Raw genomic sequence first — 24,786 nt, forward strand, 5'->3', positions numbered from 1 at the left:
ACGAAGTATGAAGACATTTCCAGTCAGTATTGTAACTCCTGATGGACCGGTTTACGAAAAAGAAGTAGAAATGGTAAGCGTAAAAGCAGAGAGTGGGGAAATGGGGATCTTACCGGGTCACATTCCAACTGTTGCACCATTAAAAATTAGTGCAGTTCGTCTGAAAAATGGTGGGCACACTGATTATGTAGCAGTAAGCGGTGGCTTTATCGAAGTTCGTCCAGATAAAGTAACTGTATTATCATCATCTGCTGAAGAAGCAAACCATATCGACATCCATCGTGCAAATGAAGCGAAGCGTCGTGCTGAGCAACGTATGCAAGATAAACAAGCACATGTTGACTTTAGACGTGCAGAAATGGCCTTACAGCGTGCTGTGAACCGTTTAAACGTTTCCGATATGAAATAAAAAATCCGTAAAGGCTTTGCCTTTACGGATTTTTTTATGTAATTCATGGATAATTTTACAAAAATGGTATAATTATATTGATGCTTGTATAAGTAGAGAATGTACAACAATTAATAAAGGGGATGAATAAATGATTGGTGAAATGAAACGAGAAGCGTTGCACTCTTTAAAGGGAAAATGGGGGCTAGGAGTCGGATCAACGATTTTATATTTTATTTTAAGTTATGTTGTTTCAATGGCTGCAATGCTTATACTTTTAATTCCAGGAATTATTATATTTTTCTTATTTGCTGGTTTAACAGGATCAATTGAAGAGGAAGCGATGTCAATCGGAGCAGGTATTACATTTGGGATTTTTTATTGCATTATGATAATTTTAAGTAATGCATCGTATGGAATTACATCATACGGTTATATAAATGTATTTCTACAGATTAGTAAAAGAGAAGGTGCTAAAGTAGATCATTTATTTGAAGGGTTTCGTGGTTTTAAAAGAATGATGAAAACGATGTGGGCGATGCTTGCGATTTTATTATATACAGGTACATGGATTCCAATGTTGCTAGTAGCCTTATTCGCATTTTTGGGTGAAGAAGGAAATACGTCGTTTACTATCGCCTTCTTTGTACTAGTAGCTATTTCAATCGTTGTTATGATTGTGATGTATTTTTCTTATGCGATGACGTACTATGTAATGGTTGAAAATCCAGAGTATAGTGTGTCACAAGCAATGAAAGAAAGTAAGCGTCTTATGAAGGGACATAAATTAGATTTGTTTCTTTTATGGCTTAGTTTTATAGGATGGGGTATTTTAGCGATTTTAACACTTGGAATAGGTTTTCTTTGGCTTAGCCCGTATATGAGTACAACGACAGCGCATTTTTATCGCTATCTTTCAAAAGATGAATTGTAGTAGGAACATGCTATACTAATAGAGTTATTGTGTATAGGAGGCTACGTATGATTGGTGATTTAAAAGGAGAAGCATTAGATTCATTAGAAGGGAAATGGGGATTAGCTGTCGGGGCAACATTACTCATTTCAATTCTTATCACGATTTTTAGTTTTAGTATTGAGTGGGGATTTTCTACAATGATTGGTGGAAAAGAAACAAGTGGTTCACTTTCAATGAATATCCTTACAGTTTTTGTTACGGGACCGTTAACTTTAGGTGGATATTATCTTGCTTTAAATATTCTTCGTGAAAAGCAAGCTAGTATCGGTAATATATTCATTTGGTTTTCAGAGGGAAAAAGATTTCTAAAATCATTTTTATTATATTTATTAGTAAATCTTTATCTTTTCTTATGGATGTTACTATTTATTATCCCAGGCATTATTAAATCATTTTCTTATGCGATGACGTACTTTATTATAAACGACCATCCTGAGTATTCACTGAACCAAGCTATTACAGAAAGCCGTCGTATGATGGATGGACATAAGATGGAGTATTTCATTTTATGTTTAAGCTTTATTGGTTGGTTTATATTAAGTTGTATTACATTAGGGATTGGATTCCTATGGTTAATTCCATATTTTTATACGACGTCAGCAGCTTTTTATGAAGAGGTTGCAGAGGAATATTACGAGAAAACAATTCCGACACTATAAAGTGGGGCATCTCACGTTGATGACTAGTTTTACTGTCAGCAAATAGTATGATAAAAACACCGAGTATGAGCTATTGGTTCATACTCGGTGTTTTTTGTAGGAATTTTATAAATTGATGACTAGTAAGTGGTTTACTGAAATAGTAACCTTGCATGTATTTACAGTTGTTCTTTTGTAGAAACTTAAGTTGTTTTTCTGTTTCAATTCCTTCAGCAACGACAGAAAGGTTTAAAGTATTTGCAAGGGAAAGGATAGTGGAAACGATGGCTCTTTCTTCAGGTCGATGATCGGCTAGTTGTGTAAATTCTCTCGGTACTTTTAATGTATCGATAGGGAAAAGTGATAAATAAGCGAGAGAAGAATAGCCGGTACCGAAGTCATCAATGGACGTTTGAATACCATATTCCTTTAGTTGCTTTAGTCTGGATAATGTTTCTTTTTCATTGATCATCGCAATTCGTTCTGTTAACTCAAGTGTTACATATTTTGGATCAACTTTAACATCTGTTAGTATTTGTGAAATGTTCTCGATTAAATGCTCTTGCTGGAATTCTTTTGCTGATAAGTTAACACTTATTTTTAAATCTTGGTAGCCAAAAGTATGCCATATTTTTAACTGAAGACAAGATTCTTTTAATACCCAATGACCGAGTGGAACGACTTGTGGCGTCTCTTCTACAATTGGAATGAACTCACATGGTGGTATTTCACCTAGGAGGGGGTGTTTCCAGCGTATTAATGCTTCAGCACCAATAATCTTTTTCGTCGTAATATCAATTTGTGGTTGATAGACGAGATAAAATTCTTTGTTTACTAAAGCGAGTGGTAAATCTTTTTCAATTCGAGCTTTTCGTTCCATTTTTTTATACAATTCTTTCGTGTACAGAGAGCTACCGTTTTTTCCTTTATTTTTTGCTTCGTACATGGCCATATCAGCATGCTGCAAGATTGATAATGGATCTTCACCTGCTTCAGGATAGATTGCAATCCCGATGCTCGGTGAGATTTGTAAGTGTTGATTTTCGATTTCGAATGGTTCGTTCATGGCCGCTACAATCGTATCAGCTATTTTTTTAACATCTGGCCTTTTTTTATAATTTTCGATAAGAATTGTGAACTCATCCCCAGCTAATCGGGCAAGCTTCATATTTGGTGTCGATATTTCTTCGAGTCTTTTTGCTACTGCAATTAATAGAAGGTCTCCTACCCTATGACCGAGAGTATCATTAATAACTTTAAAACGGTCTAGGTCGAGAAACATAACAGCAAAAGGCCTTTTTGATAATTCAGATCGAGCAATTGCTTGTTCTACATATTGATGAAATGCACGGCGATTTGCAAGCTCTGTTAAAGTATCACGATAGGCTAGGAAATTAATTTGCTCTTGTTGTTGTTTACTTTCCGTAATATCTTTAATCATTAAATAAACACCAGAAATATGATCCTTTAAAAAGATAGGAACAGCGGTAACATGCAAGTAGTAAATATCTCTGTTCTTATGATACGCCCGTACTTCTAAAGAAATAGATTTCCCCTTTTTTACATGACGAAAGGCATTAATGATGTCTTCCAAATCTTCTTCATACGTAAGTGAATAGTATGGTTGCTTTAATAATTCATTCGTTTGATAACCGAGTAAAGTAGTACCAGCGTTGTTCACGTTGAGAAAATTACCATACAAGTCTAATGTGAAAATTGGATCTGGATGATGCTCGTATAAAGATTTAAACATTTGTTGGTTATGATATAGTTCATTTTTTTGTTCTACTAAATCTTCTGTACGTAATTCGATTTGTTTCTCGAGTTCTAAGTTGAATTGCATTTGGGCTAGTAATAATATTTTATTTTGTTTTCGAACTAAACTATGGCGTATGAGAACGAAGGAGAAAGTTATCATAAGCCCGATTACTACAATAGGTGCAAAAACGTATTCAACTAATATAAAAACAATAAGCATGACTACAGAAATATAAGGTAATGACAATCTGATCGATTCCCCAAGTTTAGGTGTTAATAGTACTTGCTCTTGTTTTTCAGGTTCTTTTGTATGCAGAATACAGGCGATCGCTACTAGTACTAAAGTTACTTGATAGAGAGGGGTAACTGTAAACATAGAATACTCGGGTGTGAAGTATTTGATATAAGCATAAATCGCATCAGTAGTAGCATATAAAATTAAAGCACTGCCAAGAAGCGCACCAACTTTTTGGGGTAATAAGGATAATGGCTTGAATAACAGATTGATTCCTATGAGAAGAAAGAGTAAATCAGCCATTGGATAGGTAAGTTGAACAAATATGTCGATATAGGATGTTGAAGAAACGTGAATCGTTCGTTCAATAAGTAAGTAGTAACTTAAAGTGAATTGTGCTGTAACAATAATACAAATATCACATATCATAAAAAGCTTTTCTAATAAATCTCGGTTATAAATGATCTCATATAGAAAGGCCAATGCAAAGCTAATTAAAAAAAGTAGGTAAAAAAAGTCGGACGAATCAACGAATGTATAGTAGTCCTTTAAAATTAAACGTTGATAGGCAACGACTATATCACCAATGAAATAAGATAGGGTTCCAACAGATAATATGGTCCAAAATAAACGAGGTAACCCTTCTTTCCTATTTGAAAAATAAAGTATATAACTACAAGCGATAATATCAATGAATAGGGTACTCATTCCAATTAATATTTGAAAAGGAAATGAGTATTCATACAGAAAAGGCATTGCCACGTAATGAATTGCTATAGACAACAATATAATACTTATAAGAATAGTTACATGTGTTTGTTTTTTCATTTATCTCACCCACTGTATATACATATAAATTCCTCTTTTTATTTTTTATAGTTTCTTGAAACATATATATAATTTCTATACTTATTTTGCACAGGTATAGCGAGTTGTAAAAATAGATTTTAATAATTCTCGTTTCTGTCCCCAACATATCGACATAGGAATTTGAAGTTTGTTATAATGATTAAAATAGTTGCATTATTTAGAAAAATTTAAAAATAATAATTGCTGCAACTAGGACATATTGTTTACTAAGTGAACTTGTTCTTAATTCAGGGGGGAGGGTTTCACAATGGCAAGTGTATATGAAAATAGTTATATGATCGTTTTGATTTTCTTGCTATTAGGCATATTGCTGCCGGTAGTGGCTCTTACATTAGGAAGGATGCTGCGCCCAAACAAACCAAGTGCAGCGAAAGCGACGACGTATGAGAGTGGGATTGAGCCTTTTCATGATGCGAATATTCGGTTTCATGCTCGTTATTATATTTTTGCTTTATTGTTTGTCATCTTTGATGTAGAAACTTTATTTTTATATCCATGGGCTGTTGCATATGACAAGCTCGGTTTATTTGCACTGATTGAAATGCTCATCTTTGTTGTAATGTTGCTAGTTGGATTAGCGTATGCTTGGAAAAAGAAGGTGTTACAATGGTTATAAATTTTGAGGAATTACATCCAAATGAGCGAGCGGAATTAGAACGAAATATCTTTTTTTCTACATTGGAGCAGTTAAAAGGATGGGCACGGAGCAATTCTTTATGGCCGATGACATTCGGACTAGCATGCTGTGCAATTGAAATGATGGGAGTAGGTTCATCACATTACGATTTGGATCGATTTGGGTCATTTTTTCGGACTTCACCAAGGCAATCGGACGTTATGATTGTGTCGGGAACGGTAACGAAGAAGATGGCTCCTATTGTTCGGCGTTTATACGATCAAATGCCCGAACCAAAATGGGTTATTGCGATGGGATCTTGTGCGACAGCAGGTGGCCCATATGTAAATTCATACGCTGTTGTGAAAGGTGTGGATCAAATTGTACCAGTTGATGTGTATATCCCTGGTTGCCCACCAAATCCCGCTGCTTTAATTTATGGAATTAATAAATTGAAAGAAAAAATTCGTTACGAGGCAAAGACGGGAAAGCAGGTGACGAATAAATGAGTGATCCAAACAAAGACTTAGAGGATTTGAAAAGAGAAGCAGCTAGGCGTGCGAAAGAAGAGGCGAGAAAGCGTCTTGTTGCGAAACATGATGCAGAAATAAGTAAACTTGAGGAAGAAAATCGGGAAAAAGAGAAAGCGCTACCAAAAAATGACGATATGACTGTAGAAGAAGCAAAACGACGTGCAGCCGCGGCCGCAAAAGCAAAAGCGGCAGCGCTAGCGAAGCAAAAAAGAGAAGGAATAGAAGAGATACCGGAAGAAGAAAAGGTCAAAGCGAAGGCGAAGGCAGCAGCGGCCGCAAAAGCGAAAGCCGCGGCGTTAGCGAAACAAAAAAGAGAAGGAACAGAAGAGGTACCGGAAGAAGAAAAGGCCAAAGCGAAGGCAAAGGCAGTGGCGGCTGCAAAAGCAAAAGCAGCAGCGTTAGCGAAGCAAAAAAGAGAAGGGATAGAAGAGATACCGGAAGAAGAAAAGGTCAAAGCGAAGGCGAAGGCAGCAGCGGCCGCAAAAGCGAAAGCGGCGGCGTTAGCGAAACAAAAAAGAGAAGGAACAGAAGAGGTACCGGAAGAAGAAAAGGCCAAAGCGAAGGCAAAGGCAGTGGCGGCTGCAAAAGCGAAAGCGGCGGCGTTAGCGAAGCAGAAGGCCTCGCAAGGTGATGGGGATTCGGGGGATGAAAAGGCGAAAGCAATTGCAGCAGCTAAGGCGAAGGCGGCTGCGGCGGCAAGGGCGAAGACAAAGGGCGCTGAAGGTAAGAAAGAAGAGGTGCCGAAGCAGGAAGAGCCATCTGTGAATCAACCGTATTTAAATCAGTATGTTGAGGTTATTAAGGGGGAAATAGGAGAGGATACATTAGTAGATTCCTATATTAATAAACTTTCAAAAGATGTGCCAACTCTTGTGGCGGAGCCCTCAAAATATTATGAAGTGATGGAATTACTGCGATTCCATGAGGGACTTGCTTTTGATTATATGTCAGAGTTACATGCGACGGATTTTGTGACACATATGGAAGTATATGTTCATTTATTTTCATATGGAAAGAAACAGTCAGTAGCGGTGAAGGTGAAGCTGGATAGGGAAGAGCCGCAAGTAGAATCGGTGACAGCGTTTTGGAAAGGCGCGGACTGGCCAGAGCGAGAAGCGTATGATTTGCTGGGCATTGTATTTAAGGGGCATCCGAATTTATCACGTATTTTAATGCCGGACGATTGGATAGGGCATCCGCTTAGGAAAGATTATGAACCGTATGATGTGGAGGTGTAGCTTATGATCCGTACGGAAGAAATGCTTTTGAATGTAGGTCCTCAGCATCCGAGTACGCATGGTGTGTTCAGGCTTGTTATTAAGATTGACGGAGAAATTATTAAAGAAGCTACACCGGTTATTGGATATTTGCATCGCGGGACTGAAAAGATTGCTGAGAGTTTACAGTATACGCAAATTATCCCTTATACAGATCGAATGGACTATTTATCAGCAATGACGAATAATTACGTCATTTGCCATGCTGTAGAGACGATGATGGGGCTTGAAATCCCTGAGCGGGCCGAATACTTGCGAGTACTTGCAATGGAGCTTGGGAGGATTGCGAGCCACCTCGTTTGGTGGGGGACAAATCTTCTTGATATAGGAGCGGTCAGCCCGTTTTTGTACGCGTTTCGTGAACGAGAGATGATTATAAATTTATTAAACGAATTATGCGGTGCTCGGCTTACTTTTAACTATATGAGAGTCGGGGGTGTAAAGTGGGATGCGCCGGACGGTTGGATTGAAAAAGTGGAAGAGTTTGTTCCGTATATGCGAGAGCAATTGGCAGGTTATCATGATCTCGTTAGCGGTAATGAGATTTTCTTAAATCGTGTAAAAGGCGTTGGTATATATAGCGCGGAAGAAGCGATTTCGTATTCTTTAAGCGGAGCGAATTTGCGGTGCACCGGAGTAAACTGGGATCTTCGCAAGGATGAACCGTACTCCATTTATGATCGTTTTGATTTCGATATTCCTGTTGGGAGTGTGGGAGATGCTTGGGATCGTTACGTTTGCCGCATGCAAGAGATTGAGGAGTCATTAAAAATTGTTGAGCAAGCTGTCCAGCAGTTCCCGAAAGACGGAGCCGTGCTGGCGAAAGTACCGAAAATCATTAAGGCGCCGAAAGGGGAAGCGTTCGTCCGTATAGAGTCGCCGCGCGGAGAGATTGGTTGCTATATTGCTAGTGACGGAAAGAAAGAGCCATACCGTTTGAAGTTTCGCAGGCCGTCTTTTTACAATTTGCAAATTTTACCGAAGTTATTAAAAGGTGAAAACATCGCCAATTTAATTACGATTTTAGGTGGAGTGGATATTGTGCTTGGGGAGGTTGATGGCTAATGATTGAGACGCTCTTACAATCACCTTCAAGCTGGACGAATTTCTTCATTTTTTTCGGATTAGCGGTGCTCCTATTATTTGCAGTCCTTGGCTTCGTTACATATGGTATTTTGGCAGAACGGAAAGTGATGGGATTTATGCAAGGGCGGATTGGACCCAATCAAGTTGGGGGCCGATTCGGTTTACTGCAAACGGTAGCTGATGTTTTAAAACTACTATTGAAGGAAGATAGTATTCCGAAAGCAGCAGATAAACCTTTGTTTATATTAGCTCCTGTCATTGCATTCGCGCCAGCGTTTATGGTGCTTGCAGTTATCCCGTTTACTGATAAATTTCAGTTTGCAGATATTGGCGTAGGCTTACTGTATTACATTGCTGTTTCTGGGATTACGACAATCGGCGTTGTAACTGGGGGATGGGCATCAAATAATAAATATTCCCTTTTAGGAGGGATGCGTGCGGCGGCGCAAATGATTTCTTATGAAATCCCACTCGTAATGAGTGTAATTGGCGTCGTTTTGTTAGCTGGTAGCCTAAATTTAAATGAAATTGTGGCAGCGCAGGAGAATGTTTGGTACATTTTCGTGCAGCCAATCGGTTTCGTCGTGTTTTTAATCGCAGCGGTAGCAGAGTTAAATAGGACGCCATTTGATTTACCAGAAGCGGAGTCGGAACTTGTTTCTGGATATCATACGGAATACTCAGGGTTTCGCTGGGCGTTTTTCATGCTTTCAGAGTACGTATATTTCTTTGGAATGGCATCTTTAATTACAGTGCTCTTTTTAGGTGGGTGGAATCCAGTAATGTTTCTTGGATTTATCCCAGGAGCTGTATGGTTTGCTTTGAAATTTAGCAGTGTAGTCTTTCTATTAATTTGGTTCCGCGTTACGTTTCCACGTATAAGAGGTGATCAGTTAATGGAGTTTGGCTGGAAAGTATTATTGCCAATTGCACTTGCAAATATTTTCTTAACGGCATTGATTAAGGAGTTATTCTTCTAATCTATGAGGGGGGTGCCAGTAAGAGATGAAAGGACTATTTAAAGGATTAAAATATACACTAAGTAATTTGAGTAAGAAGAAGGTGACGTATGATTATCCGAATCAACCGTTGCCGCTGCCAGACCGTTTTCGAGGGATTCAAAAGTTTTATCCAGAAAAGTGTATTGTTTGTAATCAGTGCTCCAATATTTGCCCGACAGACTGTATTCAGTTAACGGGGAAAAAACATCCGGATCCTACGAAAAAAGGAAAAATTATCGACACGTACGATATTAATTTTGAAATTTGTATTCTGTGTGATTTATGTACAGAAGTTTGTCCGACAGAGGCGATTGTCATGACAAATAACTTTGAACTCGCGGAATATTCACGTGATGATTTATTTAAAAATTTGCAGTGGCTTGACGAAAACGACGAAAACGTCAGGAAGGAGAATAAAGCATGAATGGCGAGTTTGTAGCATTCTTTATACTATCCTTGTCTGCAATTATTGGCGGCATTTTTATGCTGAACTTAACGAAAGTCATGCATATGATGCTAGCTCTCGTTCTGACATTTCTTAGTATCGCAGGTTTGTACTTTCTTTTATCAGCTGAATTTATAGGAGTTGCACAAATTTTACTTTACTCTGGTGCCATCACAATTATTATGATTTTTGGCATTATGTTAACGAAACATAATGCGGAGAATGAATCGCGTTTTACTCTTCGAAAATGGATTATCTTCTTTGCGGTTGTAGCATTTGGGGCGGTTATGTATTTCGCTGTTAACAATATTGATTTTGCAAATGAAAGCACACAAGGAAGTTTACCTCTCCATGAAAAAAACACACTTCAAATCGGTACACTTCTCTATTCAGAATATATTATTCCATTTGAGTTAACCTCAGTTATTTTACTTGTAGCACTTGTTGGCGCAATTATTCTTGCGAAGAAGGATGAGAAAGAGGAGGATTCCAATGAGTAGCGTTCCGGCTTCTGCGTATTTAACACTTGCGATTATTTTGTTTTGCATCGGTTTATTTGGAGCTTTAACGAAGCGAAATACAGTGATTGTATTAGTTTGTATTGAATTAATGCTTAACGCAGCCAATTTAAATTTAGTAGCGTTTAGTAAATTAGGGTTGTTCCCAAATTTAACAGGACAAATTTTTTCTTTGTTTACGATGGCTGTAGCAGCAGCGGAGGCGGCGGTAGGACTCGCTATTTTGATTGCTTTGTATCGTAATCGCACGACAGTTCATGTAGATGAAATGGATACGCTCAAAGGATAACATTGTGACCGAAAAGGGGGAAGGAAACAATGATCGATTATGCATGGCTCATACCGCTTTTCCCGCTTGTTTCGTTTTTGTTACTTATTATATTCGGGAAGAAAATTAGAGAAGGAAGCAGTGTACTTAGTATTTTCTTCGTCTTTCTCTCCTTTATATTTGCGGTACTTGTATTAATAGAACGGTTTTCGAAAGTACCAGTGAAGCATAAGTGGGTATGGCTTAGAGCTGGAGATATTGATATATCATTTGGTTTTGAAGTGACTGCATTAGGGGCTTTAATGCTGTTTATTGTTACACTTGTGAGTTTACTTGTACATGTGTATTCGAAAGGTTATATGAAAGGTGATGAAAGACTACCAACCTTTTATGCCTATTTAGGGCTCTTTACATTTGCGATGCTCGGGCTTGTTATATCGCCGAATTTATTACAGCTTTATATATTTTGGGAGTTAGTAGGACTCGGTTCATTTCTACTCATCGGTTTTTACTTCTTTAAAGAAGAAGCGAAGGCTGCTGCGAAAAAGGCTTTTATTATGACCCGTATTGGAGATGTTGGTTTATTTATTGGGATGATCTTAATTTTCTGGCATGCAGGTAGTTTTGAATATGACGCAATTTTTAGAGCGATTCATACAGGTGATCTTACCCCTACGATGATTACAATAACGGCGATATTAATTTTTATCGGGGCGATGGGAAAATCAGGTCAGTTCCCGCTTCATACGTGGTTACCAGATGCAATGGAAGGACCGACGCCTGTGTCGGCACTTATTCATGCGGCGACGATGGTAGCAGCTGGCGTATATTTAGTAGCGACGATGTTCCCGCTATTTTCAGCAAGTGCGGTAGCCATGCAAACTGTTGCGATCGTTGGAGCCTTTACCGCGATTTTTGCGGCTTCTATCGGTCTCGTACAAACGGATATAAAGAGAGTGCTTGCGTATTCTACAGTTAGCCAGCTCGGGTATATGATGCTTGCATTAGGATCTGCCGGTTATGTAGCAGGTGTTTTTCATTTAACGACACACGCCTTTTTTAAAGCGCTACTATTTTTGGCGGCAGGAAGTGTCATTCATGCAGTGCATACGCAAAACATTAATAAAATGGGCGGTTTACAGAAGAAGATGAAAGTAACTGCTGCGCTATTTTTAATCGGTACACTTGCAATTAGCGGGGTACCACTCCTTTCTGGGTTCTTTAGTAAAGATGAAATTTTAGCGGCGACCTGGATGGATGGCAATTACTTTTTATTCATATTAGCAGTAATTGCGGCGTTTTTAACAGCGTTCTACATGTTCCGGCTATATTTCCTTGTCTTTACTGGGGAAGCGAAGACGAAGGAAGATGTGCAGGAATCGCCCCGCATTATGACATATCCGATGATTGTCCTTGGCGTCCTTGCAGTCGTGGCAGGCTATATAAATACACCGTGGTTTGGAACGTTTCTCGGGGATTGGCTTACGAAAGATGTAGCTTTTAAAGTGGAAGAGGCACACGGACCAGTTTGGATTATGATTGTTGCGACGCTTGTTTCATTTGCAGGGATTGTCCTCGCATATTTCATATATGGAAAGAAATCTATTTCTAGAGATTGGGCTGGGGGTGAGGGAACACCTCTTTATAACCTTATGAAAGAAAAATATTATGTGGATGAACTATACAATATGACGGTGCTTCCTATTACGAAAGGAATCGCTCATGTGCTTCGCTTATTTGAGATGTATGTAGTCGAAGGAATTGCTGTTTTAATAGGGAGTCTAGTTAAAGGAATAAGCGGACTCGGGTCTAGACTTCAAAACGGAAATGTACAAGTGTACGGAACTGTAACAGCTGTTTCGCTTGCGGTACTCGTCATTATTTTGCTCTATACGGGAGGGGATTTACGATGAATGATTTGTTATTAACGTTCTTCATTTTTTCCCCGCTTTTAGGAATTCTCTTACTTGTATTAACACCAAAAAAAGAATCGCGTACAGTGCGAGCGCTTGGTTTATTTGGAACGGCGCTTCCATTTGGAATCGCTATTGTCCTCGCTTGTACATATGCTTCTGGACAGAGTTTGTCCCTATTTGATGAAAAAGTGAAATGGATTAAATTTGGGGATTTTGCAGCGGTGGATAAAAGATGGTTCTCCATTTATTACGAACTTGGTATTGATGGTTTATCGCTCGTTATGATGGTGCTGACGGCCCTTCTAGCGACGCTTGCAGCAATTGCAGCCTTTTCTATTAAAAAGAATTTGAAAGCATTTTATATGCTGCTACTCATGCTAGAGATAGGGATGCTAGGTGTCTTCGCTGCTCAAAATTTAATGTTGTTCTTTATCTTCTTTGAAATTACGTTGCCACCAATGTTCTTATTAATTGGGAAGTGGGGGAAATTGTCGAGTGAAAAGGCTGCTTATAGTTATTTAATATATAACGGTATTGGTTCAGCAATTTTGCTCATCGTTTTTTCGGTTTTATTTGCGAAAACAGGTACAACAAATATTACAGAGCTTAAAGAAATATTAACGAGTGTAGGTGCTGGTGGAGGAATGGCTGTCTCAAGTAGCTTACAGTTCGGTTTGTTTCTTGCCATAATGATTGCTTTTGCAATTAAACTACCCGTTTTCCCGTTACATCGCTGGATGGTCAATGTACATATCGAAGCACATCCGGCTGTAGTTATGCTTCATGCGGGTGTTTTACTGAAGATTGGAGCATACGGTATGATTCGCTTCGGACAGGGGCTATTCCCGGAATACTTTCGTGAGTTTGCAACGCTAATTGCGATTTTAGGAGTTATTAATTTATTGTACGGAGCCTTCTTAGCGCTCATCCAAACGGACTTTCGGAAAGTACTTGCTTACTCTAGTATTTCGCATATGGGCATTGTATTAATGGGCCTTGCGGCGTTAAATGCACCAGGTACACAAGGAGCACTATTCCAAGTTGTGTCTCACGGTCTAATCGCAGCCTTACTCTTCTTCTTACTCGGCGTTATAGAACAGCGTTTTGGAACGTCGGATATTACAGCGCTTGGCGGACTTGCAAAAAGTGTACCAGTACTTAGTGGATTCTTCTTAGCGGGAGGAATGGCATCGCTTGGATTGCCAGGAATGTCTGGGTTTGTTAGCGAGTTTCTTGCTTTTCTCGGTTTATTCCAAGGAGAGCCAGTCATTGCAGCGGTCGGTGTACTTGGCATCATTTTAACCGCTGTATACGTATTAAGAGCAACACTTCAAATAACATTTGGTAAGAAAGAGTGGGAAGCGAAAGCTGATATACACGGGTGGGAGTATGTTCCTATTTTGCTGCTTATCTTCTGCATTATTGCAATTGGAGTAATGCCAGAAATACTAGGGGATCCGCTTCAAAATACATTGAAAACATTGGGGGTGAAGTAGGATGGATATGAATACGTTACTTAGCTTATCGTGGCATCTCATGGTGCCAGAATTCATTATTCTCGGAGCTGCCATCCTCCTTTCCATATGTGATTTGTTTTTTAAGCTGAACCATAAATATGTAGCACTTAGTGCAATCGCAGCCGTCATATTAGCAATCGTGTCATTAATCACGCTATACGGTGAACCAGCGGGAGATATTTTAAACGGATCGTTTGTGTTAGATGGGTTTTCAAAAGGGTTTAAAACGTTGTTGTTAGGCGGAGCGGCTCTCATTTTATGCACCGCAATGAGCGATGATAAGAAGAATCCAATTGAGGATAAGGGAGAATATTATTACTTATTTTTAATGGCACTTCTTGGGGCTATGTTTATGGCTTCTAGTGTCGACTTCATTACACTTTTCGTCGGTTTAGAATTACTTTCACTTTCTTCTTATATTTTAGTAGGAATACGAAAAAAGAACCGTGCATCAAATGAGGCGGCAATGAAATATGTCATTAATGGAGGAATTGGAACGGCAATTACGCTCTTTGGAATGAGTTATTTATATGGCATTACGGGGTCGACCAATATCGTGGATATGCAAAAAGTATTTGCTGGGGAACTGGCTAGTGGTATTCAATTATTGTTAGCTCTCGCATTTCTACTATTACTCATTGGGCTCTCATTCAAAATTGCAACAGTGCCGTTTCATATGTGGGCACCTGATGTATATGAAGGGGCTGCTACACCTGTTACTGCTTTTCTCGGGACGATTTCTAAAATTGCAGGGTTCCTATTAATTACTCGGTTGTTCCTCATGGTTTTTGCAAGTATATCGGTGCAAGGAGACATGCAATCTTTATACGGACGTATGAGCATATACATTGCTGTACTAGCTAGTATTACGATGATTATCGGAAACGTAGTAGCATTAAAACAATATAATGTAAAACGTCTATTTGCCTATTCGGGAATCGCACATGCGGGATATTTACTCGTGCCACTTGTAGCATTATCACCATTTACGATGGATAGCATGTGGTTTTACATGCTTGCGTATATGCTGATGAATATAGGCGCGTTTGCAATTATCCACGGCTTAATCTTACAAAGCGACAAAGAAAATATCACCATTTTCACCGGATTATATAAACGGTCGCCATTTACAGCGATCGTGATGACCATTTTTATTTTATCGTTGGCCGGGATACCAGGAACGGCTGGTTTCATCGGGAAAATTAACATCTTTTTAGGTGCACTTCATGTAGAGCCGGCTCATTACGTACTAGCTTCTATTATGATGGGGACGACAGTCATCTCATTCGTATATTATTTCCGTATTTTACAGCAAATGTTTTTCCGGACGGGAGAAGCGGAAGAGAAAATACATTTGCCATTCAATATAAAGGTTGTTATGAGCCTTTGCGCAATTTCGATTGTAATACTAGGGATTATGCCGATGATTGGATACAATTTCTTTTATGAATATTTTCCATTAATGAAAGATTTCTTCTTCTTAGGGAACGTGGTACAATAGTGAAAATAAAAGGTGTGGAGTCCTTACTCTGCGCTTTTTATTTTGTGTGAACTACAATTGAAAATGCATATAGGTATACGTTTTTAAAGAGAAAATTACGATGTGAAATGTAAGATGCTTATTTGTATTTGAAAAAGTGTGGCTCCTACTTATTATGGTATCGTTTTTATAATATTCCGTAAGTAGTAGCTGGGTAAAAAGGGGTCGGTTTTTTGGCACATCTTTTAGGGCAACAAGCACTGATTGCCATTGTTTCGCATTTATTGTTTATTACCATTACGTGGTGGGCCTTACAAGGTATTCACATTGAGCGTTTAATGAAGCCTGGAAAGGTGATGCAGACGCGAGTATTACTCATCCTAATTACAATTGCAATTGGGACATCTGTAAGTAACTTTTTCCTTGATTATTTAGGCTATTCAAAGAGTTTAACGTATTTAGTAAAGTAAGTGTATAGAACCTCATATCTCCGTTAACAATGGGGGTAGGAGGGGATGAAATTGAAGCTTAAAGCCATTCTTATTGTTGCATTGAGTGTTGTTTTATTTTTGGTTGGATATAGAGAGATGAAACCGATCAGCGATGAAAAGAAAATGGAGAGCATGATCGCATCCTTAGAGAAAAATGATGCTAAAGTAGAGAAATGGTCATGGTTAGCGCGAGAAACAAAAACAATTTCTAATATACATACGTTTCAAAAGTTGTTAAACGATGTGAAGGACAAGGCGAATATTCAAAAGTGGGAATTAGAGCAATCTCCAGATGGATATAAAGCTACATCCTATAAAAAGTTTTCTTCTTATGAAGAACGAGTAGTAGTAACTTGGAGTAAGGAAAATACTAAAGAAAACACTTTCATTATTTTTGAAGTGAGTGGGGCGAAATGGGACCCGAAGTACATTCAGAAAACAAATAAAATTTTTAGTGAAAAACCTATAATTTACACTTGTGTTCAAGGTGTACTGGATGATAAGATTGAAGGTGTTTTGCAAAATAAAACCAATCAGGTTTTGAAAGATCTTTCAGCAAGAGCGATCGAACAGATAGAAGAAAGAGCATTTGTGTCAGTCTCCGCATACAATAAAAAGTGGGATGACGCTCTTTCAACAAATAGAGAGAAAATAAATGTGCAAATAGCAATACGTTCTACAGACAACAAAGATACAATTGTGGTTGGCACACCGATCATAACTTCTGAGTATTGAGTGAATAGATACTGAAAAAAGGACACGGAGGGGAATAATTTGGAAAAGATCATCGTCCGTGGCGGAAAGCGGTTAAACGGCACAGTGCGTGTTGAGGGCGCAAAAAATGCTGTATTACCTATAATCGCTGCAGCCCTATTAGCGAGTGATGGAAAGAATGTACTATCTGAAGTACCAGTTTTGTCTGATGTATACACAATTAATGAGGTATTACGTCATTTAAATGCTGAAGTCGTATTTGAAAATAACCAAGTAACAATCGATGCTTCTAAAGAACTAAACATTGAAGCACCATTTGAATATGTACGTAAAATGCGTGCATCTGTTCAAGTAATGGGACCATTACTTGCGCGTAACGGCCGTGCTCGTATTGCACTTCCTGGTGGATGTGCAATTGGTTCACGTCCAATTGACCAACATTTAAAAGGCTTCGAAGCAATGGGAGCAAAAGTACAGGTTGGTAATGGTTTTGTTGAGGCATACGTTGAGGGAGAACTAAAAGGAGCTAAAATTTATTTAGACTTCCCAAGCGTGGGCGCGACAGAAAACATTATGTCTGCAGCTACATTAGCAAAAGGGACAACAATCCTTGAAAACGCAGCGAAAGAACCAGAAATCGTTGACTTAGCTAACTTCTTAAATGCGATGGGAGCGAAAGTACGCGGAGCTGGAACTGGAACGATTCGTATCGAAGGCGTTGATAAATTATATGGTGGAAACCACTCTATTATTCCTGACCGTATTGAAGCGGGAACATTCATGGTTGCAGCGGCAATTACTGGTGGAGACATCTTAATTGAAAATGCTGTACCTGAACATTTACGCTCAATTACAGCGAAAATGGAAGAAATGGGTGTTAAAGTTATTGAGGAAAATGAAGGTGTACGTGTTATCGGCCCAGATAAGTTAAAAGCGGTTGATATTAAAACTATGCCTCACCCAGGTTTCCCAACAGACATGCAATCACAAATGATGGCATTATTACTACAAGCTGATGGAACAAGTATGATTACAGAAACGGTATTCGAAAACCGCTTTATGCACGTTGAAGAATTCCGCCGTATGAATGCTGATATTAAAATCGAAGGTCGTTCTGTTATTATGAACGGTCCAAACAGCTTACAAGGTGCTGAAGTAGGCGCAACTGACTTACGTGCTGCTGCTGCATTAATCTTAGCTGGTTTAGTATCTGAAGGTTACACTCGTGTAACTGAGTTAAAGCATCTTGACCGTGGTTATGTAGATTTCCATAAGAAATTAGCTGCATTAGGTGCAACTATTGAACGTGTAAACGAAAAAGTAGAAGAAGCGAAAGAACAAGAAGTTTCTGATCTTCACGCTTAATTGAAATAGTCTCTATGTCTTTTGACGTAGAGGCTATTTTTTTGGGTTATTACTGTTATAGTCAATAAATTCTATACTTATGCACGTACCAGTAAAAATATTTAGAAAATTTTTGTTTTATAGGGTTCCCCTTAAGTATGTTCTAAAAGAAAGAGTTGTTCCATAAGAATGAAGGGAGTAAAGCTTTTTGATATTGGGGGAAATAAGATGAAATTTTCAAAGCCACTTTTCATCACAGTAGCGCTTCTAATAGCGCTCGTTATCATTGTACCTGCTGCTCTTGTTATTCCGTTTGCGAAAGCAAAAGTAGGGGAAGAAGCAGCCTCTAAGACTCCTCCAGCGATAGAAAGTATACCAGCTCCAGGGAAAGTGGATACAGCGGTTCAAGTGGCTGTATATCGTGAGAAACCGAAAAAGGTAGAGACATTACCTATGGAGGAGTATGTGACCGGTGTCGTAGCTTCTGAGATGAATGCCAGTTTTGAAATAGAGGCGCTAAAAGCGCAGGCATTAGCAGCGAGAACATTTGTGGTGCAGCGTATGCTAAGCGGAGGAAAGAAAAACAATGCGGACGTGACAGATACGGTGAAAGATCAAGTGTACAAAAGCAAAGAAGAATTGAAGAAACAATGGGGCAATAACTACGAAACTAACTTGAAGAAAATTGAGGAAGCCGTTTCGAAAACCGCAGGACAAGTTTTAACGTATGATGGAAAACCAATCTCAGCATCCTTCTTCTCAACGAGTAATGGCCGGACAGAAAATGCGGCTGATTATTGGGGAAATGATTATCCGTACTTAAAGAGCGTAGATAGTCCGTGGGATCAAGCCTCTCCAAAATTTACGAGCGAGCAAACCTTTACAGTAGCTGACTTTCAAAAGCGTCTCGGTGTGAAAGTGCTAGCAGACGGAAAAGTCGGTGATATTAAAGAGCGCACAGAAGGAAAGCGTGTAAAAGATGTAGCGTTTCAAGGTAAAACATTAACCGGAAGAGATGTGCGTGACAAATTAGATTTACGCTCTTCTGACTTCACTTGGAAACAAGAGGGAGATAAGATCATTGTTACAACGAAAGGCTTCGGCCACGGCGTCGGCATGAGCCAATACGGAGCAAATGGCATGGCAGCGGAAGGTAAGAAATATACAGAAATCGTCGCCCATTATTACAAAGGCGTTGAAATAAAGACGATGAATGATTATGAAGGAAAGTTAATGGTGAAGAAGTAGGATGCAAAAGGAGCTAATTAAAATTAGCTCCTTTTGTCATTATTTGTAGAAGACAAATGAAAGTAATTGGACAAGACGGTGAAATTAAGTGGGATGGAGAAGAGATGGGAGAACTCTGTTTAAGGGGTCCATGGATTGCAGGTAGCTATTATAAAGATGAGCGTACAGAAGAATCAATGAAAGACGGTTGGCTCCATACAGGGGATATTGTGACGGTTGATTCGGAAGGATTTATTAAAATTGCTGATCGAACGAAAGACTTAATTAAAAGCGGAAGCGAATGAATTTCTTCCGTAGATTTAGAAAATGCTTTAATGTCACACGATAAAGTGTTAGAAGCATCTGTTGTGGCGGTGCCGCATGAAAAATGGCAAGAACGCCCTGTTGCTTGTGTTGTATTAAAAGAGGGACAAGCAGTAGGTAAGGAAGAGTTGTATGCTTTACTAGAAGCGGAATTTCCGAAAACATCTGTAGGGAAGTTTTTAAAGAGAGCGCTGCGTGATCAGCTTAAGACGTATATGGTAGAGCAGAAATAGAGAAGAAGGCTATCCTTTTATTTGGATAGCTTTCTTTTCATGATGCTTCATAAAATATCTAAATCTTCCATTAATTGTTTGGTATAATAAGATAAAAACATTTGGGGGAGACAGAATGGCGTTATTGGAGTTGAAACAGTTAGGGAAGACGAACCAGTTACCGGCAGTTGAACTGGAGGTTGAAAAAGGGCAATGTGTTGTTTTGCAATGTAATAACCATACAGCTAAAGTGTTGCACCGCATTATTATTGGTGAGGAAGAAGCTTCAACTGGCAACGTGCTATTTGAAGGAGGAGCAATTGGAAAGAGAAATTATTCTCGCATCGGCTTTTGTTTTTTGAAAGATGAAGCATACGAACGTTTGAAGGTAAAGGAATACTACAAGTTTTTATTAGGGCTGTATGAATCAAATATGAGTATAGAAGAAGTAGTACAATTTGTCGGCCTCTTAGATAAATTAAACGTTAAAATAGAAAAATTATCATTTTCAGAGAAACGTCGTCTTCATATCGGGCGAGTTATGATTCATAATCCGGATTTAGTTATTTTGGAAGAGCCGGAGCAAAATGTAGATACAGAGAGTACGATTATTATTCGAAAAGCGATTATGAAAATGAAAGAGCAAGGAAAGGCAATCTTTATTACGTCATCATTTCTATCGGATGCTCTTTCGTTAACAGAAGATGTATACATATTAAACAATGATGGTGTGAAAAAAGTAGAAATCGAACAAGAAGAAGTGGAAGAAATCGATGAAGAAAAAGTCGTTCAAATGATTCCGCAAATGAAGTTAGAAAGGATACCAGCGAAGGTGAATGATAAAATCATTTTACTTGATCCAATGGAGATCCATTTCATTGAAACGCAAAACGGAGTGACACATATTCATGTTCGTGAAGGGGATTTCGTATGCGTATTAACATTAAGTGAACTAGAAGCGAGATTAACAGGTTTTGGTTTCTTTAGATGTCATCGCTCGTACCTTGTAAATTTACAAAGAGTGCGAGAAGTGATTACTTGGACTCGTAACAGTTTTAGTTTAATTTTGGATGACGAAAGAAAAAGTTCAATCCCGCTTTCGAAAGGACGAATGGATGAATTAAAAGGCGTGATTGGGCTATAAAAAGTGCTCCAATAAGCTCAAAATACGATCCATTCATCGGTAAAAATACTCCTTTTATAGGTATTTTACTGCGCCTACCCTTTAATTTTCATATGATTGAGTCAAGAAAAGCGAAACAAACAAACGAAAAGCGCTAAAGCGACTTTCATCTATAAAAGAAAAAACAAAGGGGATGACGAGATGACATTAGCAATTGAAATGAAAGATGTAATGAAAAGTTTCAATGAAAAAACGGCACTTCGAAATGTAAACATTGAGGTGAAGCAAGGAGAAATTTTTGGATTCCTCGGACCGAGTGGATCTGGGAAAACAACAACAGTAAAAATTTTAACTTCTCAATTACTTCATAGTGTTGGAACGGTAAAAGTATTAGGTAAAGATATTACAGGGCCAAACAGCATCGATTACAAACGAATTGGTATTTTAACAGACAACAGCGGTTTATATGAGAGACTTAGCATTTATGATAACTTACTATTATTTTGTGACTTATACGATTGTAAAAAAGAACGAATTGATGAAGTGCTAGCGCAAGTGAATCTATTAGATGATAAAAAAACATTAGTAAAGAAACTATCAAAGGGAATGAAGCAGCGCGTTACATTAGCAAGAGCAATCCTTCATAAACCAGATATCCTCTTCTTAGATGAACCAACATCTGCACTCGATCCAATTAACGTACAAAACATTCATAAAATCTTAAAAGACTTAAATAAAGAAGGAACGACGATTTTCTTAACGACTCACAACATGGACGAAGCAGAAACGCTTTGTAACCGCATTGCTTTTCTATGTGGCGGAGAAATAGTAGCACTTGATACGCCAGAGAATCTGCGCTTACAATACGCTAAGGATCAAATAGAGGTCGTATTAAAAGATAAACAAAAAGAAGTCGTGCAAAAAGATGAATTAGGCGCAAAACGTATTTCAGAATGGATGAAAAAAGGCGAATTACTATCTATTCACTCACACGAACCAACGCTAGGCGATATCTTTATTGAAGTTACTGGGAGGGGACTATAATGACATTTTCAATGAGACGATTTTCTGCTATTTTTCGGAAAGAGGTACAGGATATTAAAGCAAATGCATCTGTGCTTGTAATGGCGGCAATGCCAATTGTATTTTCTTTTGTTTATCAACAGATGAATGGACCGAAAGAACATATAGCTAATATGGTAACTTTAATGGCTTTAACGATGATAGGCAGCTTTGTTCAAGCAGCTTTAATTGCGGAAGAAAAAGAAAAACAAACGCTACGTGTAATGATGTTATCGCCAGCATCATCGTTAGAAGTTTTACTAGGAAAAAGTGCATTAACAGGTCTTATTACATTCGTAATTTGTATTAGTAACTTTGCCATTTTAGGTGTGATTAAGGGGAATATGGTTTTAATCGTTCTATTTTTACTTGCTAGTATATTTTTCTTCCTTATGTTAGGTACGGCGATTGGGTTAATAGCTAAAACAACGGCGTCAACATCAGTAGTAGGTATGCCGATTCTATTTATTTTTCTTCTAGCTCCAATGTTAGGCGGATTTATTAAAAGTGAGTTTGTAAAAAAGGCAATCGATTTCCTTCCAACGAAACATCTTGCAGATGCAATGCCGAAACTATTGGCTGGAAAAGGTTTTTCAACTGTTAGTGGTGATTTAATAAATATTATAATTTGGTGCGTGCTTTCAATTATTCTTTGTATTGTAGTTTACAAAAAGAAACAAATGGACTAAAAACTGAGCTGAAACGCTCAGTTTTTTCTTTTTTCTATCATTTCCTCGGAAATTTTACAATTCCTATACATATTTTTACAGATTTTGTCGAAAAGTAATTAGTTATGCGTTGTATAGGATACGTGAATATTGTTCAAAATGATTGCTGAGGTGATGATGGAATGCGAGGAAGAAATAATAAAAAGTCGCAAAAGGTAGTACATTTATTTCAAAAAAGATGGGTGTTTCCGGCACTATACATTGCTTGTGCAGCGGTAATTTTAATGGTTGCGCTATGGTTCCAAGGAGCTAATCCGAAGAAGACTCCGAACCATGATCAAGCAACACCGTATACACAAACGGAAGATCCAGCAGTACCAGTAACGAAATCTTCAGAAGTAGTGAAAATGCCAGCAGCCGCGAGTGCGGAAGTAGTCGTACAGAAGAAATTCTATGAAGATGCAGCAACTGAGGCGGAACAAGAAAAAGCACTTGTCTTTTATAACAACACATATTCCCCAAATAAAGGAATTGACATTGCTGCGAAGAATGGAAAAGAATTCAATGTAGCTGCTGCTTTAAGCGGTACGGTAACGAAAGCTGAAAAAGATTCACTTCTTGGTTATGTTGTAACAGTTGATAGCGGAAATGGTGTAGCAGTTTCTTATCAAAGCTTAGGCAGTGTGAAAGTAGAAAAAGGTGCACGAGTTGCACAAGGTGAAGTATTAGGAAAATCCGGTCTAAGTGCAATGAATAAAGAAGCAGGTTCTCACGTTCACTTTGAAGTACGTAAAGACAACGTGGCTGTGAACCCTGAGCGCTACTTAAATAAGTCAGTAGCAGAAATTAAAGCTGATGCAGGTGCTGCAAAAGCAACGAATGCTTCTGGTAAAAAAGCTGATGACAAATCTCAAAAAGAAGAAAAGTCAACGAGCACGAAACCAGAAAGTAAAACAGAAGATAAGTCTCAAAAAGAAGAGAAATCAACAAGCGGTTCGACTACTGACAAAAAAGAAGAACCGAAGAAAGAAGAAAAATCAACAAATGGTTCTACAGAATCATCTAACAGTTCTTCTTCACAAGAATAAGAAAGTGAAAAAAATCAGTTCTCTAGGAGAGCTGATTTTTTTTACTTTTATATAAAAATACTCAATTTCGAGAAAAAAGTTGCAATAACAAGGAAAAATGACGAGATTCTCGAATATATATTACAAAAGGGAGGGGATACTGTGTCATTTTTATTTGTTCTGTCGACTGCTATTATTTTATTGTTTGTTTTATTTACTTTATATTATTATATTGCCGGTAAGAAAGAGGTTCCCCACCATCAATTGTTAGAAGAAGAATTGGAACGAGAAGAATGACACCTTATATACAAGGTGTCATTTTTTTTCGTCAAAATAGTCACTGTTAACGTATTTCTCACAAAAAAACGTAATTTTTCTTAACTTAGTCCGCAAAAATAGTGAACATGTAGCATATATCAGTAGTGCGGGCAATACAATGGTATAAACCAAAGCAAAGAGAGTGTTTGAGGTGAGAAATCGTGAATCATTTCATTATAAATCCAAGAATGTTTAACGCTTACAAACAGCATTCACACTTACTTCTTAGTCGTATGCAGCGAGGCTCATTTCACACTTCTCACATCCAATTTAGGGAGGCGAGTGGTGTGCACGATTACATCAAAGAGAGAACTATCAAGATTGGTAAGTATATCGTGGAGACAAGAAAGACAGTGCGTGTCATTGCAAAGGAATTTGGGGTATCAAAGAGTACAGTCCATAAAGATTTAACGGAACGTCTACCAGAAATTAATCCAGAGCTCGCAAATGAAGTGAAAGAAATTCTTGATTATCATAAGTCTATTCGTCATTTAAGAGGCGGAGAAGCAACAAAGCAAAAGTATAGAAAAGAAGATGTAGAAAAGCCGGTACGTCAATAAATATGCGATTGCAAACATTCCGTTTAAATTCGGTAATATTTTTCAGAAGAATTCTTTTTGCGAATATTACGTTTCTGTTAAATTTATGATAAAATCAGAAATTAGGTGTAAAAGAATTCGGGTGTAACCTGATTTTGAATATCGAGGAGGAAAA

General features: G+C 38.3%; 25 protein-coding genes and 1 pseudogene. 25 read left to right on the forward strand and 1 reads right to left on the reverse strand.

Going from position 1 to position 24,786, the window contains the following annotated elements:
- Positions 1-7 precede the first annotated feature (7 nt).
- From atpC to QCI44_RS00970, 3 genes are all read left to right on the forward strand, one after another.
- Positions 8-409: a F0F1 ATP synthase subunit epsilon gene (atpC, locus tag QCI44_RS00960; RefSeq protein ID WP_000847215.1), complete on the forward strand. Its 402-nt coding sequence runs from the start codon at positions 8-10 to the stop codon at positions 407-409.
- A 130-nt stretch (positions 410-539) separates the two neighbouring features.
- On the forward strand, positions 540-1,322 hold the full coding sequence (locus QCI44_RS00965; RefSeq protein WP_016085480.1) for a DUF975 family protein: 783 nt from the start codon (positions 540-542) through the stop codon (positions 1,320-1,322).
- A gap of 47 nt (positions 1,323-1,369) precedes the next feature.
- Positions 1,370-2,023 (forward strand): DUF975 family protein, encoded by a 654-nt coding sequence (locus tag QCI44_RS00970; protein WP_016085481.1) that lies wholly within the window; start codon positions 1,370-1,372, stop codon positions 2,021-2,023.
- A 70-nt stretch (positions 2,024-2,093) separates the two neighbouring features.
- On the opposite strand, the gene QCI44_RS00975 is transcribed toward QCI44_RS00970, so the two are convergent.
- Positions 2,094-4,823 (reverse strand): putative bifunctional diguanylate cyclase/phosphodiesterase, encoded by a 2,730-nt coding sequence (locus tag QCI44_RS00975; RefSeq protein ID WP_088084613.1) that lies wholly within the window; start codon positions 4,821-4,823, stop codon positions 2,094-2,096.
- Between the two features lie 289 nt (positions 4,824-5,112).
- On the opposite strand from QCI44_RS00975, the gene nuoA reads away from it, so the two are divergent.
- The 22 genes and pseudogenes from nuoA to spoIIID all read left to right on the forward strand — a co-directional run bounded on the left by nuoA (position 5,113) and on the right by spoIIID (position 24,632).
- Positions 5,113-5,481 (forward strand): NADH-quinone oxidoreductase subunit NuoA, encoded by a 369-nt coding sequence (nuoA, locus tag QCI44_RS00980; protein ID WP_000179273.1) that lies wholly within the window; start codon positions 5,113-5,115, stop codon positions 5,479-5,481.
- Positions 5,472-5,990: an NADH-quinone oxidoreductase subunit NuoB gene (gene nuoB, locus QCI44_RS00985; protein WP_000236331.1), complete on the forward strand. Its 519-nt coding sequence runs from the start codon at positions 5,472-5,474 to the stop codon at positions 5,988-5,990. The genes nuoA and nuoB overlap by 10 nt, the downstream gene beginning before the upstream one ends.
- Complete coding sequence (locus QCI44_RS00990) at positions 5,987-7,252, forward strand: NADH-quinone oxidoreductase subunit C (RefSeq protein ID WP_088084612.1); 1,266 nt, start codon at positions 5,987-5,989, stop codon at positions 7,250-7,252. The genes nuoB and QCI44_RS00990 overlap by 4 nt, the downstream gene beginning before the upstream one ends.
- 3 nt (positions 7,253-7,255) lie before the next feature.
- The gene (gene nuoD / locus QCI44_RS00995) at positions 7,256-8,356 is read left to right on the forward strand and encodes an NADH-quinone oxidoreductase subunit NuoD (RefSeq protein WP_000621434.1); all 1,101 of its coding nucleotides are present in this window, start codon (positions 7,256-7,258) and stop codon (positions 8,354-8,356) included.
- Positions 8,356-9,357 carry an NADH-quinone oxidoreductase subunit NuoH gene (gene nuoH, locus QCI44_RS01000; RefSeq protein ID WP_000573437.1) on the forward strand — a complete coding sequence of 334 codons (1,002 nt, stop codon included), beginning with the start codon at positions 8,356-8,358 and terminating at the stop codon, positions 9,355-9,357. The genes nuoD and nuoH overlap by 1 nt, the downstream gene beginning before the upstream one ends.
- Positions 9,358-9,382: 25 nt before the next feature.
- Positions 9,383-9,802, forward strand: a complete 420-nt coding sequence (nuoI, locus tag QCI44_RS01005; protein WP_000677191.1) for an NADH-quinone oxidoreductase subunit NuoI — start codon at positions 9,383-9,385, stop codon at positions 9,800-9,802.
- Positions 9,799-10,323 carry an NADH-quinone oxidoreductase subunit J gene (locus tag QCI44_RS01010; RefSeq protein ID WP_353810969.1) on the forward strand — a complete coding sequence of 175 codons (525 nt, stop codon included), beginning with the start codon at positions 9,799-9,801 and terminating at the stop codon, positions 10,321-10,323. Before nuoI ends, QCI44_RS01010 begins: the two co-directional genes overlap by 4 nt.
- Entirely contained in the window at positions 10,316-10,630 is a 315-nt protein-coding gene (gene nuoK / locus QCI44_RS01015) for an NADH-quinone oxidoreductase subunit NuoK (RefSeq protein ID WP_000100078.1), read from the forward strand. The genes QCI44_RS01010 and nuoK overlap by 8 nt, the downstream gene beginning before the upstream one ends.
- Before the next feature lie 29 nt (positions 10,631-10,659).
- On the forward strand, positions 10,660-12,522 hold the full coding sequence (gene nuoL, locus QCI44_RS01020; protein WP_088084610.1) for an NADH-quinone oxidoreductase subunit L: 1,863 nt from the start codon (positions 10,660-10,662) through the stop codon (positions 12,520-12,522).
- Positions 12,519-14,021, forward strand: a complete 1,503-nt coding sequence (locus QCI44_RS01025; protein WP_088084609.1) for an NADH-quinone oxidoreductase subunit M — start codon at positions 12,519-12,521, stop codon at positions 14,019-14,021. Before nuoL ends, QCI44_RS01025 begins: the two co-directional genes overlap by 4 nt.
- Before the next feature lie 7 nt (positions 14,022-14,028).
- Positions 14,029-15,543, forward strand: a complete 1,515-nt coding sequence (gene nuoN, locus QCI44_RS01030) for an NADH-quinone oxidoreductase subunit NuoN (protein ID WP_116349180.1) — start codon at positions 14,029-14,031, stop codon at positions 15,541-15,543.
- 212 nt (positions 15,544-15,755) lie between these two features.
- Positions 15,756-15,992 (forward strand): DUF1146 family protein, encoded by a 237-nt coding sequence (locus QCI44_RS01035; RefSeq protein ID WP_000940742.1) that lies wholly within the window; start codon positions 15,756-15,758, stop codon positions 15,990-15,992.
- 51 nt (positions 15,993-16,043) lie between these two features.
- Entirely contained in the window at positions 16,044-16,748 is a 705-nt protein-coding gene (locus QCI44_RS01040; RefSeq protein ID WP_483299560.1) for a YwmB family TATA-box binding protein, read from the forward strand.
- 39 nt (positions 16,749-16,787) lie between these two features.
- A complete protein-coding gene (gene murA, locus QCI44_RS01045; RefSeq protein WP_016085493.1) occupies positions 16,788-18,092 on the forward strand; it encodes a UDP-N-acetylglucosamine 1-carboxyvinyltransferase in 1,305 nt (434 codons plus the stop codon).
- Positions 18,093-18,299: 207 nt separating this feature from the next.
- Positions 18,300-19,319, forward strand: coding sequence for a stage II sporulation protein D (gene spoIID / locus QCI44_RS01050; protein WP_016085494.1), 1,020 nt, complete (start codon positions 18,300-18,302; stop codon positions 19,317-19,319).
- Between the two features lie 53 nt (positions 19,320-19,372).
- Positions 19,373-19,855: pseudogene (locus tag QCI44_RS01055) on the forward strand (AMP-binding enzyme); the annotation flags it as partial.
- 115 nt (positions 19,856-19,970) lie between these two features.
- Positions 19,971-20,978, forward strand: a complete 1,008-nt coding sequence (locus tag QCI44_RS01060; protein ID WP_098986304.1) for a LytTR family transcriptional regulator DNA-binding domain-containing protein — start codon at positions 19,971-19,973, stop codon at positions 20,976-20,978.
- A gap of 180 nt (positions 20,979-21,158) precedes the next feature.
- Complete coding sequence (locus tag QCI44_RS01065) at positions 21,159-22,001, forward strand: ABC transporter ATP-binding protein (RefSeq protein WP_016085497.1); 843 nt, start codon at positions 21,159-21,161, stop codon at positions 21,999-22,001.
- Positions 22,001-22,708, forward strand: coding sequence for an ABC transporter permease (locus tag QCI44_RS01070; RefSeq protein ID WP_016085498.1), 708 nt, complete (start codon positions 22,001-22,003; stop codon positions 22,706-22,708). Before QCI44_RS01065 ends, QCI44_RS01070 begins: the two co-directional genes overlap by 1 nt.
- A 161-nt stretch (positions 22,709-22,869) precedes the next feature.
- Entirely contained in the window at positions 22,870-23,775 is a 906-nt protein-coding gene (gene spoIIQ / locus QCI44_RS01075; protein ID WP_016136079.1) for a stage II sporulation protein SpoIIQ, read from the forward strand.
- Positions 23,776-23,916: 141 nt separating this feature from the next.
- Positions 23,917-24,051 (forward strand): hypothetical protein, encoded by a 135-nt coding sequence (locus QCI44_RS01080; RefSeq protein ID WP_000008903.1) that lies wholly within the window; start codon positions 23,917-23,919, stop codon positions 24,049-24,051.
- A gap of 308 nt (positions 24,052-24,359) precedes the next feature.
- Positions 24,360-24,632, forward strand: a complete 273-nt coding sequence (gene spoIIID / locus QCI44_RS01085; protein WP_000544012.1) for a sporulation transcriptional regulator SpoIIID — start codon at positions 24,360-24,362, stop codon at positions 24,630-24,632.
- Positions 24,633-24,786 lie beyond the last annotated feature (154 nt).

It is taken from the genome of Bacillus cereus group sp. RP37 (assembly GCF_040459695.1).
Lineage (GTDB): Bacteria > Bacillota > Bacilli > Bacillales > Bacillaceae_G > Bacillus_A.

Excerpts from the sequence above, each read along its gene's own strand:
- QCI44_RS01070 (WP_016085498.1), top strand. The coding sequence starts at position 22,001 with ATGACATTTTCAATGAGACGATTTTCTGCTATTTTTCGGAAAGAGGTA.
- nuoB (WP_000236331.1), top strand. The coding sequence starts at position 5,472 with ATGGTTATAAATTTTGAGGAATTACATCCAAATGAGCGAGCGGAATTA.
- QCI44_RS01025 (WP_088084609.1), top strand. The coding sequence starts at position 12,519 with ATGAATGATTTGTTATTAACGTTCTTCATTTTTTCCCCGCTTTTAGGA.
- QCI44_RS00970 (WP_016085481.1), top strand. The coding sequence starts at position 1,370 with ATGATTGGTGATTTAAAAGGAGAAGCATTAGATTCATTAGAAGGGAAA.
- nuoD (WP_000621434.1), top strand. The coding sequence starts at position 7,256 with ATGATCCGTACGGAAGAAATGCTTTTGAATGTAGGTCCTCAGCATCCG.
- atpC (WP_000847215.1), top strand. The coding sequence starts at position 8 with ATGAAGACATTTCCAGTCAGTATTGTAACTCCTGATGGACCGGTTTAC.
- nuoI (WP_000677191.1), top strand. The coding sequence starts at position 9,383 with ATGAAAGGACTATTTAAAGGATTAAAATATACACTAAGTAATTTGAGT.
- QCI44_RS00975 (WP_088084613.1), bottom strand. The coding sequence starts at position 4,823 with ATGAAAAAACAAACACATGTAACTATTCTTATAAGTATTATATTGTTG.
- nuoK (WP_000100078.1), top strand. The coding sequence starts at position 10,316 with ATGAGTAGCGTTCCGGCTTCTGCGTATTTAACACTTGCGATTATTTTG.
- QCI44_RS01060 (WP_098986304.1), top strand. The coding sequence starts at position 19,971 with ATGGCGTTATTGGAGTTGAAACAGTTAGGGAAGACGAACCAGTTACCG.
- nuoN (WP_116349180.1), top strand. The coding sequence starts at position 14,029 with ATGAATACGTTACTTAGCTTATCGTGGCATCTCATGGTGCCAGAATTC.
- QCI44_RS00990 (WP_088084612.1), top strand. The coding sequence starts at position 5,987 with ATGAGTGATCCAAACAAAGACTTAGAGGATTTGAAAAGAGAAGCAGCT.
- nuoL (WP_088084610.1), top strand. The coding sequence starts at position 10,660 with ATGATCGATTATGCATGGCTCATACCGCTTTTCCCGCTTGTTTCGTTT.
- QCI44_RS00965 (WP_016085480.1), top strand. The coding sequence starts at position 540 with ATGATTGGTGAAATGAAACGAGAAGCGTTGCACTCTTTAAAGGGAAAA.
- QCI44_RS01010 (WP_353810969.1), top strand. The coding sequence starts at position 9,799 with ATGAATGGCGAGTTTGTAGCATTCTTTATACTATCCTTGTCTGCAATT.
- nuoH (WP_000573437.1), top strand. The coding sequence starts at position 8,356 with ATGATTGAGACGCTCTTACAATCACCTTCAAGCTGGACGAATTTCTTC.
- QCI44_RS01065 (WP_016085497.1), top strand. The coding sequence starts at position 21,159 with ATGACATTAGCAATTGAAATGAAAGATGTAATGAAAAGTTTCAATGAA.
- spoIIQ (WP_016136079.1), top strand. The coding sequence starts at position 22,870 with ATGCGAGGAAGAAATAATAAAAAGTCGCAAAAGGTAGTACATTTATTT.
- nuoA (WP_000179273.1), top strand. The coding sequence starts at position 5,113 with ATGGCAAGTGTATATGAAAATAGTTATATGATCGTTTTGATTTTCTTG.
- spoIID (WP_016085494.1), top strand. The coding sequence starts at position 18,300 with ATGAAATTTTCAAAGCCACTTTTCATCACAGTAGCGCTTCTAATAGCG.